Origin of the sequence: Candidatus Pelagibacter sp. IMCC9063, from assembly GCF_000195085.1 — a bacterium.
In the GTDB taxonomy this organism is placed as follows: domain Bacteria; phylum Pseudomonadota; class Alphaproteobacteria; order Pelagibacterales; family Pelagibacteraceae; genus IMCC9063.
Window position 1 is genome coordinate 1252415 of record NC_015380.1, and the last position, 17314, is coordinate 1269728.

20 protein-coding genes are annotated in these 17314 nt (G+C 33.4%); 1 reads left to right on the forward strand and 19 read right to left on the reverse strand.

The annotated features are described in order from the left end of the window. The first annotated feature begins 36 nt into the window (after positions 1–36). On the forward strand, positions 37–939 hold the full coding sequence (gene rpoH, locus SAR11G3_RS06685; protein ID WP_013696050.1) for an RNA polymerase sigma factor RpoH: 903 nt from the start codon (positions 37–39) through the stop codon (positions 937–939). A gap of 15 nt (positions 940–954) precedes the next feature. On the opposite strand, the gene SAR11G3_RS06690 is transcribed toward rpoH, so the two are convergent. The 19 genes from SAR11G3_RS06690 to SAR11G3_RS06780 form a co-directional block, all read right to left on the reverse strand. Continuing rightward, entirely contained in the window at positions 955–2247 is a 1293-nt protein-coding gene (locus SAR11G3_RS06690) for an adenylosuccinate synthase (protein WP_013696051.1), read from the reverse strand. Beyond that, positions 2248–3060, reverse strand: coding sequence for a bifunctional hydroxymethylpyrimidine kinase/phosphomethylpyrimidine kinase (gene thiD, locus SAR11G3_RS06695; RefSeq protein WP_013696052.1), 813 nt, complete (start codon positions 3058–3060; stop codon positions 2248–2250). Beyond that, positions 3057–4385, reverse strand: coding sequence for a phosphoglucosamine mutase (glmM, locus tag SAR11G3_RS06700; protein WP_013696053.1), 1329 nt, complete (start codon positions 4383–4385; stop codon positions 3057–3059). Before glmM ends, thiD begins: the two co-directional genes overlap by 4 nt. Further along, entirely contained in the window at positions 4385–5446 is a 1062-nt protein-coding gene (gene folP / locus SAR11G3_RS06705; protein WP_013696054.1) for a dihydropteroate synthase, read from the reverse strand. Before folP ends, glmM begins: the two co-directional genes overlap by 1 nt. Before the next feature lie 8 nt (positions 5447–5454). Continuing rightward, complete coding sequence (gene ftsH / locus SAR11G3_RS06710; RefSeq protein ID WP_041862419.1) at positions 5455–7338, reverse strand: ATP-dependent zinc metalloprotease FtsH; 1884 nt, start codon at positions 7336–7338, stop codon at positions 5455–5457. Between the two features lie 73 nt (positions 7339–7411). Then, positions 7412–8452: a tRNA lysidine(34) synthetase TilS gene (tilS, locus tag SAR11G3_RS06715; RefSeq protein WP_013696056.1), complete on the reverse strand. Its 1041-nt coding sequence runs from the start codon at positions 8450–8452 to the stop codon at positions 7412–7414. Continuing rightward, positions 8418–9380: a tol-pal system protein YbgF gene (ybgF, locus tag SAR11G3_RS06720; RefSeq protein ID WP_013696057.1), complete on the reverse strand. Its 963-nt coding sequence runs from the start codon at positions 9378–9380 to the stop codon at positions 8418–8420. The genes tilS and ybgF overlap by 35 nt, the downstream gene beginning before the upstream one ends. 93 nt (positions 9381–9473) lie before the next feature. Beyond that, positions 9474–9941: a peptidoglycan-associated lipoprotein Pal gene (gene pal, locus SAR11G3_RS06725; protein WP_013696058.1), complete on the reverse strand. Its 468-nt coding sequence runs from the start codon at positions 9939–9941 to the stop codon at positions 9474–9476. A gap of 106 nt (positions 9942–10047) precedes the next feature. Beyond that, a complete protein-coding gene (gene tolB / locus SAR11G3_RS06730; RefSeq protein WP_013696059.1) occupies positions 10048–11394 on the reverse strand; it encodes a Tol-Pal system beta propeller repeat protein TolB in 1347 nt (448 codons plus the stop codon). 10 nt (positions 11395–11404) lie between these two features. Next, positions 11405–12226 carry a cell envelope integrity/translocation protein TolA gene (locus tag SAR11G3_RS06735; RefSeq protein WP_013696060.1) on the reverse strand — a complete coding sequence of 274 codons (822 nt, stop codon included), beginning with the start codon at positions 12224–12226 and terminating at the stop codon, positions 11405–11407. 3 nt (positions 12227–12229) lie between these two features. Further along, positions 12230–12604, reverse strand: coding sequence for a protein TolR (tolR, locus tag SAR11G3_RS06740; protein ID WP_013696061.1), 375 nt, complete (start codon positions 12602–12604; stop codon positions 12230–12232). Between the two features lie 45 nt (positions 12605–12649). Then, entirely contained in the window at positions 12650–13318 is a 669-nt protein-coding gene (gene tolQ / locus SAR11G3_RS06745) for a protein TolQ (protein ID WP_013696062.1), read from the reverse strand. Between the two features lie 63 nt (positions 13319–13381). Continuing rightward, complete coding sequence (locus SAR11G3_RS06750; protein WP_013696063.1) at positions 13382–13810, reverse strand: YbgC/FadM family acyl-CoA thioesterase; 429 nt, start codon at positions 13808–13810, stop codon at positions 13382–13384. After that, entirely contained in the window at positions 13803–14300 is a 498-nt protein-coding gene (locus tag SAR11G3_RS06755; RefSeq protein WP_013696064.1) for a crossover junction endodeoxyribonuclease, read from the reverse strand. The genes SAR11G3_RS06750 and SAR11G3_RS06755 overlap by 8 nt, the downstream gene beginning before the upstream one ends. Continuing rightward, entirely contained in the window at positions 14297–15046 is a 750-nt protein-coding gene (locus SAR11G3_RS06760) for a YebC/PmpR family DNA-binding transcriptional regulator (protein ID WP_013696065.1), read from the reverse strand. Before SAR11G3_RS06760 ends, SAR11G3_RS06755 begins: the two co-directional genes overlap by 4 nt. Before the next feature lies 1 nt (position 15047). After that, the gene (locus SAR11G3_RS06765; protein WP_013696066.1) at positions 15048–15854 is read right to left on the reverse strand and encodes a TIGR00282 family metallophosphoesterase; all 807 of its coding nucleotides are present in this window, start codon (positions 15852–15854) and stop codon (positions 15048–15050) included. Next, positions 15855–16397, reverse strand: a complete 543-nt coding sequence (locus SAR11G3_RS06770; protein WP_013696067.1) for a 5-formyltetrahydrofolate cyclo-ligase — start codon at positions 16395–16397, stop codon at positions 15855–15857. 5 nt (positions 16398–16402) lie between these two features. Further along, positions 16403–16831 carry a cell division protein ZapA gene (locus SAR11G3_RS06775; protein WP_013696068.1) on the reverse strand — a complete coding sequence of 143 codons (429 nt, stop codon included), beginning with the start codon at positions 16829–16831 and terminating at the stop codon, positions 16403–16405. Further along, positions 16825–17265: a hypothetical protein gene (locus tag SAR11G3_RS06780; RefSeq protein ID WP_013696069.1), complete on the reverse strand. Its 441-nt coding sequence runs from the start codon at positions 17263–17265 to the stop codon at positions 16825–16827. The genes SAR11G3_RS06775 and SAR11G3_RS06780 overlap by 7 nt, the downstream gene beginning before the upstream one ends. Positions 17266–17314: the final 49 nt, after the last annotated feature.

Sequence of the window (17314 nt, forward strand, 5' to 3'; positions counted from 1 at the left end):
TTTTTTTAATTTTAAAAATTACATAAATATATAGATATGAATCAAAACCTGACCAAAACTAACTTACCAACTCTTACACCTGAGGGAAGTTTTTCCTCTTATCTTTCTAAGATCAGAAAATTTCCTATGTTAGATGCGGCAGAAGAATACGTGCTTGCTAAAAACTGGAGAGAGCAAGGAGACAAAGATGCAGCTCACAAGTTAGTGACTAGTCATTTGCGATTGGTTGCAAAGATTGCCATGGGTTACCGCGGTTATGGATTACCAGTTAGTGAATTAGTATCTGAGGGAAATATTGGATTGATGCAAGCAGTAAGAAAATTCGATCCTGAGAAAGGGTTTCGACTTGCAACGTATGCTATGTGGTGGATTAAAGCTTCTATTCAAGAATATGTATTACGCTCTTGGAGTTTAGTTAAAATCGGAACAACATCAGCTCAAAAAAAACTATTTTTTAATTTAAAAAAAATTAAAAATCAAATTTTTGCTGCAGAACAGGGCAATATGTTGCCAGAACATATTACTGAAATTGCCACACAGTTGGACGTTAGAGAAGATGAAGTGGTATCAATGAATCAAAGATTAGCAGGCCATGAGCATTCATTAAATGCACCTGTGGGTGGTGAAGATAGCGATGCAGAATGGCAAGACTGGGTGGTTGATGAAAATGCAGATCAGGAACTACAAATTTCACAAAAGCAGGAACTCAATCAAAGACAATCTCTCTTAAAAAATGCATTACACGTATTGGATGAGAGAGAAAAAGAAATTTTACATAACCGCAGACTTATTGATGAGCCCAAAACATTAGAAGAACTAAGCCAAAAACACAAAGTAAGTAGAGAACGAATTCGTCAAATTGAAAATAGAGCTTTTGAGAAAGTGCAAAAAGCGATGCTAGAAAATATCAAACAACCTAAGCAACTATCTGTTAATTAGGTAATATTTCAAAAACTAAATTAAAAAAGGGTTTTCAACTAAAATAGTATCTTCTCTTTCAGGAGAGGTGGAAATACTTGAGATTTTGGTTTCAATAAAATCTTCTAATTCACTTAAGTATATTTTTGCTTCTTGAGGTAGCTCTTCATAGTTTCTTGTGCCAACCGTACTCTTCATCCACCCTGGAAAAGTTTTGTAAACGGGTTTGATTCTCGCCTGATCTTCTGCAGCAGCAGGTAAATAATCTAGTTTTTTTCCATCTAGTTCATACTCTATACACATCTTAATTTCTGGGCAGGCATCTAGTACATCTAATTTAGTTAATGCTATTCCTGAAATTCCTGAAACTTTTACTGTTTGTCTTACTAGGACTGCATCAAACCAACCGCACCTTCTTTTTCTTCCCGTAACAGTACCAAATTCATTTCCTCGTTTTCCTAATAATTCTCCCATTTCATCATTCAGCTCAGTCGGAAAAGGTCCTTCTCCTACTCTAGTAGTATACGCCTTAGTAATTCCAAGCACATAATCGATTAAGTTAGGTCCGCATCCTGTTCCAGTGGCTGCCGCACCTGCCACTGTATTAGAAGAAGTTACGTAAGGATAAGTACCGTGATCCACATCAAGTAAAATTCCTTGAGCACCTTCAAACAATATTCTTTTTGCTTCGTTTCTAAATTGATCCATTTTTCTCCATACAGGTTGAGAAAACTTTAAAATTTCTGGAGCAATGGTAAGAAGATCTTTCATTAGATCGTCTTTCTTAAATTCTTTTTTCTTCAAACCTTTTCGAATAGCATTGTGGTGCTCTAGAACTATTTCTAGGCGATTACTTAAATTACTTTCTGATTTTAAATCCATTACTCGAATAGAACGTCTTCCCACCTTGTCTTCATAAGCTGGTCCTATGCCTCTTCTGGTTGTTCCAATTTTTCCTTTACCAGCTGAATCTTCTCTAATCTCATCCATCTCTCTATGAAATGGCATAATCAAACTTGCTGTCTCTGCTAAAATAAGATTTTTTTCACTTACGATTACACCTTGTTTGGTAATTTGTTCTATTTCATCCAATAGAGCCCAAGGGTCTACCACCACACCGTTTCCAATGACTGATATTTTGTCAGATCTAACAATTCCAGATGGAAGTAATTTTAATTTATATACTTTACCATCAATAACTAATGTGTGTCCTGCGTTGTGTCCTCCTTGAAAACGAACGACCACATCCGCTTGCTCAGATAACCAATCTACAATTTTTCCTTTACCTTCATCTCCCCATTGAGAGCCTACGACTACAACATTTTTCATTTATTTAAATTTTTTATTAAGTTCTATAGAGTTTAAGTGATTAATTGGTCCACGACCTTTTCCATAAGTTAGATTAGATTTTATAGCATTATTAACATAGAGAATTCCTAGTTCACATGACTTATATAAAGGTTTTCCACAGCCTAAAAAAGTAGCAATGGCAGAAGATAAAGTGCATCCTGTTCCATGCGTATTATGCGTGGATAGTTTTTTATTTTTAAATATATGAAGTTCTTTTTGATTTACCAAAACATCTTGTACGTTACTGCCTTTCAAGTGGCCCCCTTTTAACAAAACATTGTTGGCTCCTAAATGAATAAGTGTATATGCGGCAAGTATCATCTCATCTACATTGGTTATTTTTTTTCCCACCAAAACTTCAGCTTCTGGAATGTTGGGTGTAATTAAAAAAACTTTTTTCATAAGCTTATTTTTTAAAATAGAAATTGCTGGATTGTTTATTAATTTAGTTCCTCCCTTGGCCACCATCACTGGATCTAAAACTATTTTTGAATTTTTTATTTTATTTAATGAAAGCAAAACCTTCTCGATCACTTCTTTAGAATGTAACATTCCTATTTTTATAGCATCAGGCTTTATGTCTTTTGCTGTAAATAAAATTTGATTTTCAATTTCTTTTGGGGGAATGCTTACAATAGAAGATACTCCGGTAGTGTTTTGTGCTGTAATTGCAGTAACAGCGGTCATAGCATAACCTCCTAATGAAGTTACGGTTTTAATATCTGCTTGAATACCTGCTCCTCCTGAAGAGTCTGATCCTGCAATAATTAAAATTTTAGCTCTTGGTTTCACTTGATAGATCTAGATACCACTTGAATGGCTTTGGCTAATAATTTTCTATTATGACACTCACCCATAATTCTCACCTTTGATTCAGTTCCTGACTTTCTAACTAGCAAACGGCCTTCTGTTCCTAATAATTCTTTTGCTTTCTTAATAGCAATTTTGCAATCTTTACTGTGAATGATATTTTTATCAGCCACTTCTTTATTTTCTAATATTTGAGGAACCGGTTTGAATACTTTTAACAATTTACTAGACTTGGTTCCTTTCCTCATGGAAAATAAAACCTCTAGAGCAACTAACAGTCCATCTCCTGTAGTGGTGAAGTCTCCTAAAATAACATGGCCTGACTGTTCTCCTCCCAAATTGTATTTCATTGCTTGCATGGTTTCTTTAACATATCGGTCACCCACATCTGACCTTACAAATGGAATATTTTCTTTTTCAAAATACCGCTCTAATCCTAAATTACTCATCAAAGTTCCAACCACACCACCTTTAAGAATGTTTTTCTTATGCCATCTTGTAGCAATCATTCCTATAATTTGATCACCATCTATTACCGCTCCCTTTTCATCGCATAAAATAACTCTGTCCGCATCTCCGTCTAAGGCAATACCAAGGTCTGCTTTATGTTTTTTAACTCCCTGTCTTAATGTTTGTGGATAGGTGGATCCACACTTTTGGTTAATATTAATTCCATTGGGATCGACGCCTATTGCAAATACTTTTGCTCCTAACTCTTCTAGTATTTTAGGAGCAGCTTTATATCCAGCTCCATTAGCGCAATCGACTACAATCCTCATTCCTTTTAAATCAAAATCATTTGGAAAATTGCTCTTTAGAATTTCAATATATCTTGAGTTCCCATCCTCTAATCTCTTCACTCTACCCAACTCTTTAACAGGGACTAATAACTTGGATTGTTTAGCATCAATCAATATTTCAATTCTTTTTTCAACTTTGTCGGATAACTTTAAACCATTGGGCCCAAACAATTTTAAACCGTTGTCTGTATAAGGGTTGTGAGATGCTGTAATCATAATTCCCATATCAGCTTTCATAGATCTAGTGAGCATAGCTAATCCATTGGTAGGAATAGGACCAAACGTGATCACATCCATTCCAGCAGAAGTTAGTCCTGACACTAGGGCTGGCTCTAACATATAGCCCGAGACTCTAGTATCTTTAGCAATAATGGCTAAATGTTTTTTCTTATCTTTAATTTTAAAAAAAGATCCTGCTGCTAAGCCAAATTTATAAAAATGTTCGCCAGTGATATTGCCCTGATTTACCACTCCTCTTATTCCGTCTGTTCCAAAATATTTTTTCATTAAATTGCCTGCAGCTCTGCATTAATTGTTAATGCTTCTTGTATTTCTTTTATATCATGCACTCTAAAAAATTGAACGCCTTGGTTTGCACCAATTATTACTGATGATATCGTCCCACCTAATCTTGAAATAGTATCCTTAGATCCCATAATTTTTCCAATAAAACTTTTTCTCGAAGGCCCCAGCATTAACGGACAGCCCAAAGAATGGAAAAAAGAAATTTTACTCATTAAGGTTAAGTTATGTTGAACATTTTTTCCAAAACCTATACCCGGATCTAAAATAATATTTTTTCTTTTGAGCCCTCTTTTTTCTAACTGATTAATTTTATTTTCAAAATAATTATAAATATCAATTAAGACATTTTGATAGTTTGGATTTTTTTGCATAGTCTTTGGAGTTCCTTGAGAGTGATTTAAAATAATTGGTTTTCTTAACTTTGCCACCAGAGTTATGGAGTTTGAGTCAAAATCTAAAGCTGAAACATCATTGATAATTTTGGCTCCCGCTTTTACTGCGGCCATCATTACAGAAGATTTTCTAGTATCTATAGAAACAATGCATTTTTTTATTTGACTAATTTTTTTTACAATTTGGATAACTCTTTTGCATTCTTCTTGTTCAGAAATAAGCTCAGCACCTGGTCTGGTGGATTCTCCCCCTATATCAATAATCTGAGCTCCTTGCTCAAGCATCAATTTTGCATGTTGAATAGCAGGTTTGAGTTTATTAAACTTTCCTCCATCTGAGAAACTGTCCGGTGTTGTATTTAGTACCCCCATAAGCACTGGCTTAGTATTATTTAAACTGATAATCGAGCTTCTTTTTTTTTGAATATGTTCAAAATCTTTAATAATTTGTTTTTTATTTTTATTTTTTAATTTATTTATTTGAGAAACATTAATCAGTATGGATTTATTATTTTTTTTATTAATAATTTCTATTTTAGTAAATCCTAAAGACTTATTTCCACAAACAGAAGCTGCTAATTTTTTTTGAATATGAAATTGAGCGTCTTTTCCATACAGAAAATTAAGGGGCCTAATGTAAACAGACCTCATAGAACAGTTTAGTTTTGTAATTTTGGTTTCAAACCAATGGTTCCTAGGGCGCTAGCAGATGAAGAGTCCTCATCATCTTTGGAGACACCTCTACTTGGTTGAATATTCTTATAAATTAAATCTCTAATTTCATCTCCGTTTAACGTTTCGTATACTAATAAAGCTTTAGAAATTTTGTGTAAATCTTCTAACTTTTCTGTAAGAATTTTTTTAGCTCTATCGTAACCGCTATCTACAATTTTTCTTACCTCTGCATCGATTTTTTTAGCTGTTTCTTCTGAAACATTTTGAGTTCTAGAAACAGATCTTCCCAAAAAAACCTCTTCTTCATTTTCTTGATAAGAAACAGGTCCCATAATTTCACTCATTCCCCATCTCGTAACCATATTTTTTGCCATTTTAGTTACCATTTCAATGTCCGATGAAGCTCCAGAAGTTACTTGATCGTGACCAAAAATAATCTCTTCTGCAATTCTTCCCCCCATGGCAACAGAAATATCTGCATACATTTTTTCTCTAGTCATAGAAAGCTGATCTCGTTCTGGTAGTCTCATTACCATTCCCAATGCTCTTCCTCTTGGAATGATAGTCGCTTTGTGAATAGGATCGGATGCTTTTTCAAATAATGCTACAATTGCATGCCCACCCTCATGATAAGCTGTTAATTTTTTTTCATCTTCTGACATCACCATGGATCTTCTCTCGGATCCCATCATGACTTTATCTTTAGCTTCTTCTAAATCAGAAAGAGTTACAATTCTTTTATTTTTTCTAGCTGCCAATAATGCACCTTCGTTACAAATATTTGCAAGATCTGCTCCTGAAAATCCTGGAGTACCTCGGGCAATCGTTCTAGGATTTACATCTGGACCAGTAGTAATCTTTTTTAAATGAACTTTTAAAATTGCTTCTCTTCCAAGAATGTCTGGATTGGGTACTACTACCTGTCTATCAAAACGGCCTGGTCTTAATAATGCAGGGTCTAATACATCTGGTCTGTTAGTAGCTGCAATTAAAATAACACCTTCATTTGTTTCAAAGCCATCCATTTCAACTAACAATTGGTTTAATGTTTGCTCACGCTCATCATTTCCACCACCCAAACCTGCTCCTCTACTTCTTCCAACTGCATCGATTTCATCGATAAAAATAATACAAGGTGCGTTTTTCTTTCCTTGTTCAAACATATCTCTTACTCGAGAAGCACCTACACCCACAAACATTTCAACGAAATCAGAACCTGAAATAGTAAAGAAAGGAACATTTGCTTCACCAGCAACTGCTCTTGCAATTAATGTCTTACCAGTACCGGGAGGTCCTATTAACAATGCACCTTTAGGAATTTTTCCTCCTAATTTTTGAAATTTTCTTGGGTCTTTTAAAAAATCTACTATTTCTACGAGCTCTTCTTTCGCCTCGTCTACACCAGCAACATCCTTAAAGGTAACTCGTCCATGTGCTTCTGTTAACAATTTTGCTTTCGACTTTCCAAAGCCCATAGCTCCGCCTTTTCCACCTTGCATCTGACGCATGAAAAAAATCCAAACAGCAATTAATAATATCATAGGGAACCAAGATAAGAGAACACTGAAAAAAGAAGGCATTTTATCTTCTACTGGTCCTGCTGAAAAAGAAATTCCTTTAGACGAGAGTTTTTCTACTAAATTTGGGTAATTGGGAGAATATGTTTTAAATTTACTGCCGTTGGAAAAAGTACCTACAATATTATTTCCCTTAATATCAACAGAGATCACATTTCCTTTATCTAGCTCTTCAATAAAAGTAGAGAAAGGTAAGTCTTTAGATGCAGTAATCGTCGCTGGATTTTGAAATAAATTAAATAGTCCTAACACCAATAGAGCTATAATTCCCCACATGGTCAAATTTTTCATATTCATACGTTATAAAATAAGTATTTAAATTAATCTTACAAGGAGCAAAATATCACAGAAAACAACTAAATAACTAAATTTCTTTGTTATTTCTATTTTCTTTTGTCATTATAATTTTTTTTCCACTCAAGTTGAACATAAATCCTCCCAAAGTCACTCTTTTAAAATTCTTTTTTTGAACAGAGTCCATAAGGTTCAGAATTCCTTTTGCTCTTGGTGGATAATCCTTTTTTGATTTTTTTTTAATTAAAGAGGCTATAACACGATAACTTATTTCAGAGGGTTGCTCTTGAAACAACTTTAAATCAATTTGGATTTTGTTGTTTAGCTTAGTTTGGATATATTTTTTTTCAGAGTAGCAAACATAAAAATCAATCGCTTCTTTAGCGGTATTCAAATTATCAATAGTTTTTAATATACGAGTTTGATCTAATCCTTCTTTTTCCAAATTAGATTTTAATTTTCTAATTCTAGATCTTAAAAAACGATCATTAGTATTAGATGGATCTTTAATGAATGTGGTAAATATTTTTTTAGCAACCTGTATTAATATTTTTTTAGAACTAGACAAAAAAGGACGAACAATAGTGATCTTCTCTTTGTTTTTTTCAGCAATTTTCATGGAAGACAGACCCTGCAAACCACTACCCCTGCTTAAGCGAATGTAAAAATTTTCTATCTGATCGTCTAAATGATGAGCAGTTAACATATAGCTAATTTTATTTTTTTTACAAAAATCACTCATTATTTTGTATCTATGATCTCTTGCATTTTTTTGAATACTTCGGGAAATTATTTTTTTTATAGTTAAAATTTTAGCTTTAGCAGAAATTTTCAATAAATTTTTCTGTACTCTCTTTGCTTCCAGAGCACTGTTTGCTCTAATATTGTGGTCTACGATTAAATAAAAGACGTTTGTATGATTTTTTTCTGAATAAATTTTAGAACAAGCTGCAAGAGCTAGACTGTCAGGCCCACCAGAGATGCAGGCGACAAATGACTTGGAGCCAATGTTTTTTTTTACAATTTTTTCAAATTGAAGATAGATTTCTGAGGTTAGTTTGTTTTGTAAAAAGCTATTATGATTTTGCACATTTGAACTTTTTGGTTTCATATTTAGCTTTCTGAAGAATCGATTTATCTGCTTTTGGGTATTGTTTTTTAACGCCACTTAACATTAAACAGCCTTGGTCTTTTTCTCCTAATTCATTCATTACAATTCCTAATTTCAAAAGATTTTGTGGAGCTTTTTTGCTTTTAGGAAATTTTTGGTATCCATCCAAATACGCTGCTGCTGCATCATGATACAATTGTCTTATGTAAAATGTTTCAGCAAACCAATATTGTGCACTTCCCGATAATGAGTGGGTGGGATTTTTTTCAATAAATTCTTTTAATGCGATCTCTGCTTTTTGATAATCTCCTACTTTAATAAAATTAGTTGCAAACTTATATTGGCTTGCTGGAGTACCTTTAGGTAAAATAGATTCTGCTTCTACATCAGCAGTTTGTACTACTGCAGCTGGACTTATACTTCTAATTTCTTGCTTTTGATTTGATGCAATTTTTGTATCATTGGATGGTGTATCTAATACTTTGCTAAAATCTTGCATCTTTCCAGTCCCAGGTAATTGTTTGGGTGTGTTTGTTTTTTGAACGCTGGTAGTAGATGTAGATCCTGACCCAAGATCACTAAATCGTAACTCTGTATCTCTTTGGATTTTGTCAACGCGTTCAGAAATTTTTTGCAAATTAAATAGTGTTTCTTCATTGCTAGCAGTCATTTTTTGAATTTGCTCTTCTAATTCAGAAAGTTTTACAAGTTGTCTTGTAAGAGCTCCTTCTAAAGTAGCTGGAATATTACCGGATGAAGAATTGGTAGAATTTTGTGAAGAAAAACTTTTACTATAAACTGCTTTTTCTAAAGTTTTTAAATCCTTATTTAAAGTTTTAAGCTCATTAATAATTGTGGTGAGCTGCTCATCTGCCTGTGCTCCGTAGGCAAACATACAAAAAATTATAAATATAAATATTTTTTTCATTCTATTAAGACATTAGTACAATAAATTTAGGCAAAAAAAAGACCCTGGAACATTTCTATTCCAGGGTCTTTAAATACTTAAAAAAATTAATTATTACTTAGCTTTAACAGTAACTGATCTTCTGTTTTGAGACCAAGCTAGTTTAGAAGAGTCAGTGTTTGCTGGTCTCTCTTTTCCATAGCTAATTACTTTAATTGAAGACTTCGCAACGCCTTTAGCCATTAAATAATCTCTAGCCGCATTTGCACGTCTTTCACCAAGTGCTAAGTTATATTCTCTAGTACCACGTTCATCTGCATGACCTTCGATCACCACGTAAATTTTGCTAGATTTAATATACCCTGCTTGTTTAGTTAAAGTTGTTTTTGCCGCTGAAGTTAATCCAGTGCTATTAGTTGCAAAAAATACTCTATCAGCAACACCTGTTGCTAAATACTTAACTGTATCTGTTCCTGTATATACATCACCTACTTTACCTGCTTTTTTGGCAGTTGTTGAACATGCAGAAATAAAAATTCCTAATATTACTACTAAAAATGTATTCTTTAAAATTTTAAACATAACGCCACCTCTCAAAATAATTTAACTTAGCCAAGTTGTATCTAATTAACCTTTTTTCCGCAACTATATAATCTTGTACTAGCACCAAAATAGGTATTTTTTGCTATTATTTTGAAAGCAAACCAGACCAGGCAGGGTCGGAGGCATCTGTTAAAGTTTTAATTTTTCTTTCATTATATCCTGTCAAATCAATGGACCATAGAGATGAGGATGTACTGAACCCAGTTTTTGATTTTTTAGTTCTAGACTCTCTGTAAAAAATTAATACACGACCGTTTGGTGACCAAGAAGGTGCTTCTTGATAATAGTTTTCTGTTAATAGTCTCTCTCCTGTTCCGTCACTTCTCATGACTCCTATATAAAATTTTCCTCTATATATTTTAGTAAATGCAATTAAATCTCCTCTTGGTGACCAGACTGGGGTTCCATATAAGCCCTGGCCAAAAGATATTCTTTTTGCTTTGGAGCCATCGCTTTTCATAACGTAAATTTGCTGTGCGCCACTACGATCTGAATTAAAAGTAATTTGGCTTCCATCTGATGAATAGGAAGGCGAGGTATCAATGGAGGGATGGGATGTTAATTGCTCTACTACTCGAGATTTAATGTCCATAGAATAAATATCTGAATTTCCATCTTTTGCAAAACTCATAATAATTTTCTTACCATCTGGAGAAAATCTAGGAGCAAATGTCATGCCAGGAAAATCTCCTACAAGCTCCTGCATTCCTGTTTCAATATTTAATAAATACACTCTCGGTAAATTCTTAAAATAAGACATGTAAGTAACCATTTGTGAAGCTGGGTTAAACCTTGGGGTTAACACCAACTCGTTACCAAGAGTTAAATATTTATTATTGGCTCCATCTTGATCCATGATAGCTAATTTTTTAATTCTTTGATCTTTCGGTCCGGATTCTGCAACGTAAATAATCCTAGTGTCAAAATAACCAAGCTCCCCCGTCATTCGTTCATAAATTTTATCTGAAATAATATGTGCAATTCGTCTCCAGCTATTAGGTGTTGCAAATAAAGCCAGTCCTTCCATTTCTTTTGCATTGACTACATCCCAAAGTCTAAACTCTACTCTTAATCTTTTTTTTTCATCGATAACTAATTTCCCCGAAATCATAATTTGTGCCTTGATCAAAGCCCAATCTTGAAATGTTGGCTTAGCATGAGCAATACGAGGAGACTGAATATACGACTTTGGATCAATAATAGAAAAGAGTCCTGATCTTTTTAAATTATTAGAAATAACTTCGGATATTTTTTTATCTAACTCTAAAGCTTTGAGCTCGGGTGAAAATTTAGATGGATTGTCTACATAAAATTTAGATATGGCTGTGGGCAATGGTTCTAAATTACCTCTGGTAATATCAATCTTTACAACAGCGAAAGCGCTGTGATTAAAAAAAAGAATTGAAATAAAAATTAAACAAAGTTTCTTCATAGTTTTTATATTATCCTCTTAACATTTCCTTTGCATCAAAATTAAGCTGAAGATCTTTCCATTTGTTATAACCTGTGGTTGGCATCTTTAGTGGATCACAAAGTTTTACTGCTCGAAGAGCACTTTCTGCAAGTACTTTGTAATAGGCTTGGCCTGGCTGATTCATTCTTCTATGATCTAGCACTTCTGAAGACAGAATGGATCCATCTTCTTTTAATACAAGTTTTATTCTAACAAGTAAATTTTGGTCAAAAGGAAGTCCTAAAGGAATATTCCAGCATTTATAAATTTGAGCTTTAATCGCATCTTGCTGACTAAGAGTAATCCCTTTGTTTAAAGTAACGGAGTTATCCTGGTTTTGAGTTAGCTCTAAACTTTGTTTTTTTTGGATATCTGCTGTTTCTTCTTTAGATTTGTCAATGAGGGCAGCTATTTTATTAGGGTCAAATAATTCTTTTTTTTCAAATTCGGAGGACTGTCTAATTAATTCTTTTACTTCCTTGGGGTTTTGTTTTTTTTTCTTTTCTTCTTTTTTCTTCAATTTTAATTGGTCTGGAAGTGGGACAGTATCTGGCTTTTCTTTGGGAGTAATTTTAGGCGGAGCTTGTTTAGTAACCACCCTCTCTTTCTTTTTTTCTTTTTTAATTTTTTCAATGATCTCTCTAGCTTTAGGAGCGAAAGGAAGTTGTGTTTTTTCTGAAATTTGAATGATGTCTATAGCTATTAGTTGTTGAGCAGTAATAGGTTCTTTTTTGACAAAGGGTAATGTAAGAACAGTCAACAACACAAAAGCCAAGTGCAAAAAGACCGAAAGCGATACACTTCTATACATGAGCTACCTTTTTGTTTCAGAAATAAGTGCTACCTTAGAAAATCCTGATCCAGATAGCTTACCCATAACCTCCATTACTCTCCCGTAATCTATATTCTTATCTCCGCGCACATAAATTCTAGTATCAGTTCTGTTTTTGGCAATGGCCAATAATTTTGGTATTAACTCACTAAATCCTACTTTAGTTTTTTGAATAAAAATTTCTCCTTTAGAATTTATTGTCAAAGTCAAAGGCTCTTTGTCATCGGGTAAAGAATCGGCATTGCTATCTGGTAAGTTTACAGGAACACCAACTGTTAGCATGGGCGCGGTCACCATAAATACAATCAATAGCACCAACATAACATCTACAAATGGAGTGACATTTATATCGCTCATCAATGTTCTCGAGCGAGATTTAGATTTTGAAAACTGAAATGCCATTTAAATGATCGTTAAAAAGCTTTGGGTAAAATTTTCTAATTTTTGAGTGTATCTTCTAGAATCGCTAGAAAATTTATTGTAGGCAACAACCGCTGGTATTGCAGCCAGTAGACCTAGGGCAGTTGCAAATAGTGCCTCTGCAATTCCAGGAGCAACAATTGCCAAACTAGTATTTCTAGAAATAGCAATAGATTGGAACGAATTCATAATACCCCAAACAGTTCCAAACAATCCAACAAATGGAGCAACTGAACCAACGGTTGCAAGAAACGTTAAGTTTTTTTCATATTTTTCAATTTGCTTATCAATTGCCACATCCATAACTCTTTTGGTTCTTTCGACAATTTGTCCTTTGCTTTTGTGATCTTGAACACATTCCATTCCAGCTCTAAATACAACCACCAAAGGGTTGTCTGAACTGCTACTTGTTTTTTTATAAAATTCTCCAGCTGATTTCGATGACCAAAATTGGTCTTCTGCAATATCGGTTTCTTTAAATATTTTTTTAAATATTTTAATTTTATCAATAATAAGCGCCCAAGAAAAAATAGAGGCTAATACTAAAGATATCATTACAAATTTTACTACTAAATCGGCACGCATAAAAAGCGTTAAGATTGAAAAATCAGTAGTTCCTAAACTAGTTGCTGCTGTAGTAACTGGATCCATAATTATGTTCTAGTTTTAAATATTGTCATTATTTTGTCTTTTTAGGACTATAAAGGTTTGTAGTTAAAGACAACTTTTAAATAAAAGTGAAGCTGCTGATGGCATTTTTTTTGGCTTTCCTTGTGAATTAACGCAAGCCAAAGTTACTTTTGCATCCACTAATAACTCCTCATCTGTTGTGGTAGTCCAGCAGTCTACTTTGTAGACCTTTTGAATCATTTCTAATTTAACTGGAGATAAGCTTTTTAGTTCTGTCTTAATAACCAAATGGTCTTCGAAATGAGCTGGTTTTTTAAATGCAATATCGCAATGAGCTACTACAATTTGAAAGCCATACTCCTCTATAAGCTTCTTATGTTTTAAACCGAGATTATAAATTAGCTCTGTTCTAGCTCGTTCTAAATACTTAAGGTAATTTGCATAATACACTATTCCACCAGCATCTGTGTCTTCATAATATACTCTAATCTTTATTTCAAAACTCTTAGCCATGAAATCCATCGTTAGAGTAATGATCAACAAAATACTTTCCTATTAAAATTGCGTCCGTCTTGTTGGAATCCTTTTTTTTAGTAAGCTGTGGAGACAGGTCAGGAAACATTTCTATAACTTTAGTTCTGCTGGCATCTTTTTCTGTACCTATTAAATTAAAATGCTTTTTCCATTTTACCGGTCTAATGAAATAAATAGGAATTCCTAGGGCAGAACATATCCCTTTGATAACTCCAAAAGATTGGCCAAAATTAAACATGCTGGTAACTCCCTGTCCTGGCATGGCACCTACTTGCTCGATTAACACTGCTGAATTATCTCTGTCTACAACTCTCGATTTTATTTCATGAGCTAATTGAGCTGCATTCACTTGTCGTTTATTCTTTTTCCCTTCAATCATCGTTGGCATGTCAAAAAAGGTAGTAATCTTTTTATCCTCAAATACACTGATGGCCCCACTTACACCAGGATCTATTCCAAATACAATCAAAGCTCTAGCTCCTTTAATATATTCTCATCAATATCAAAATTGGTATACACATTTTGAACATCCTCATCATCCTCTAGCAAGTCTATAAAATTAATAATCTTCTCAAACACCTCTTTGTTTATAGAGACTGTATTTTTAGGTTTCCAAATAATTCCTGAGAAGCTTAACTCTTTTATTTTTGTCTCAATAGAAACTCTCACTTCATTAAATTTTTCTTTTTTGCAATAAATTTCATGATGTTCTTCTCCACTAATGCAATCCTCCGCACCCGCTTCAATCGCATGAGAAAAAATTTCATCTTCTGTGATTAATTCTTTTTTAATTTTTATATGACCAACCTCTTCAAATTGGTATGAAACTGAACCTTCCACTCCTAGGGAAGCATTATTTTTTTCAAATAAAAGTCTTAGATTAGTAAAAGTTCTATTTTTATTATCCGTCAGTGCCTCTACAATAAAAGCAACTCCTCCTGGACCAAATCCTTCATACTGACTTTTTTCATAATTAGAGTCTTCACTAGGTCCTTGGGATTTCTTAATGGCTCTTAAAATATTGTCTTTAGGCATATTAGCTTCTCTAGCAGCCTGAACTGCAGATCGTAATCTTGGGTTAAATTCAATATCTGGCAGTCCCAATTTTGCAGCAACCGTAATCTCTCTACTTAATTTAGAAAATAGTTTTGATCGTTGCTTATCTGCTTTTCCCTTTTTGTGTTTGATACCCGCCCAATGGGAGTGACCTGCCATATTAATTGAATTTTTTAGTTAAGTTACCACCAATAATAATAGGTTCTATTTCTTTAGCGAGTCCTGTTTGCTCATCTGCAACTACACGTACTCCAGATATGGTTGCTACTTTATTGGAAGGTACTAATCTTTCTCCTCGTTCATGCTTAAAGAATCTTTGTAGTGCTTTGTCTCGATCCATGCCAATAATAGAATTATAATCACCACACATTCCTGCATCAGTTTGGTAGGCAGTTCCGTTTTCAAGAACTCTAAAGTCCAGTGTAGGTGTGTGAGTGTGGGTTCCTATCACTAAAGTAGCCGTTCCATCTAAAAAATATCCCATGGCTTGTTTTTCACTAGTGATTTCAGCATGGATATCTACTAATAAAAAATCTACCTCTTTCTTTAATCTTATTGTTTTCATTTTTTCTTCAATGAATGGAAATACATCATCTGTTTTTTTCATATACACATTGCCCATTAAATTCATAACTCCAACTTTAAAACCTTTTTTTTCATATATTTGAAAACCATTGCCAGGTGTTCCTTCCCCCCAATTCCAAGGTCTTAACAATCTATTTTCCTCTCTAATAAAATCCATTGTCTCTTTTTGATCCCAAATGTGATTTCCAGAAGTGATAACGTCTACCCCACACTTAAATAAGTCTTCACAAATAGACTGCGTAATACCATAGCCACCAGCAGAATTTTCTCCGTTAGCAACCACAAAGTCAATTTTGTGAGATTGAACAAGTGAAGGAAGTTTTTCTATGACAATATTTCTTCCTGCTCTTCCCATAATATCTCCTAGAAATAAAAAATTCATTTAGCTAATGACACTCCCTTCTTCTGTAATAATTCCTTTTAGAACAACGTCATTTTTATGAACAGGTATTATTTTTGCTTGCTGAAAAGAAAAAGCAATTCCATAAGTTAAAAAATTTTTATTTTTTGATAAATATTTATCATAATACCCTCTTCCATAACCCAGTCGGTTAAAATTTAAATCAAATGCTAACAATGGGGCTAAAAATAGCTGTGGTACTAATTTTTTATTTTTTGCTGACGGCTCTAAAATTCCAAACTTACTGACATATAATGGATCGTACTCATTCCAAGCCCTAAACTCCATATTGTTTTTATTCAATACTCTAGGCAATGCAATGACACACTTCTTCTTTAACAATTCTAGTACTGGCTTAATATTTAGCTCTGTGTGGATTGGCTGATAGCTTCCTATAACTTTTATTTTATGCTGTTTAATAATGCGCAATAAAGAAGAGTAAATAGTTTGGATTTGCTTAGAATTTAACTCTAGATATTTTTTTGCACGCAATTGTGTGAATTTTTTTCGTAACTTATTTTTCATTCAAGCTAGATAGCTTTGGATAAGAAATTATCAATAGAGCTATTAACTTTAGTTAGAACTTCATTATAACTACTTTCACTTTGAGTGATCATTGCTTTGAGATTGGCCAATTCTTCATTTAAGTTTCTAACTTCCCTATCTCGATCATCCTTGTATTGAACTGACAGGTCTTTAATTTCTTTAAATTTAATTTCTAACTCTTTGTTATGCTCTTTAAATTTTTGCATAGAGCCTTTCATAGCTGACATTTCGTCTACAAGCTGAATTGCAGTAATCAATAAAAGCTTTCCTTCACCAAGATTTCCCAAATCTGCTTTTAATTTACCAAATTTGTTATTTAGTTCAGTGGTAAGCTTTTCTAATTCTTTTTCTTGCCCATCCTCACAAGCAAGTAAATAATCCCTGGAATTAAAACGTACATTTACATTTACCATTCTTGTCCATCCAGCATTGTATTGGTTTCTTGACTTAGTTCGTCAATTTTTTTTTCTACCTCTTGTTTTTTTTCTTCGTGCTCTGCTAACTTATACCTTGAAACCTCTAGTTCTTTTTCCATATCGGTAATTTCGTTTTTAAGTTTATTGTTTTCTTCTTCAATCAGCTCAATCTTTGCCTTTAGTTCACCAGAAGACTGGTCTTCAAGGTTAACCCTGTCTTGAATTGTTTTTAAACTTTCTTTTAAAACAATATTCTCTGAATCTAATGTGGATAACTTTGATCGTAAACTTAGCTTTTCTTGCTCTAACTCTATCTTTAACTGCTCTAAGTCTACTATTTTTCTTTTGGAATTTTGTACTAAATCAGTAATTGAATCTAGCTTAGATAGGGATCTAAGTAAGTTCTCTTCTTTATCTTTTAAATTAATCATAAATACTAATATTTATATATTTATGTTTTTATTTATATAACAAAGTAAT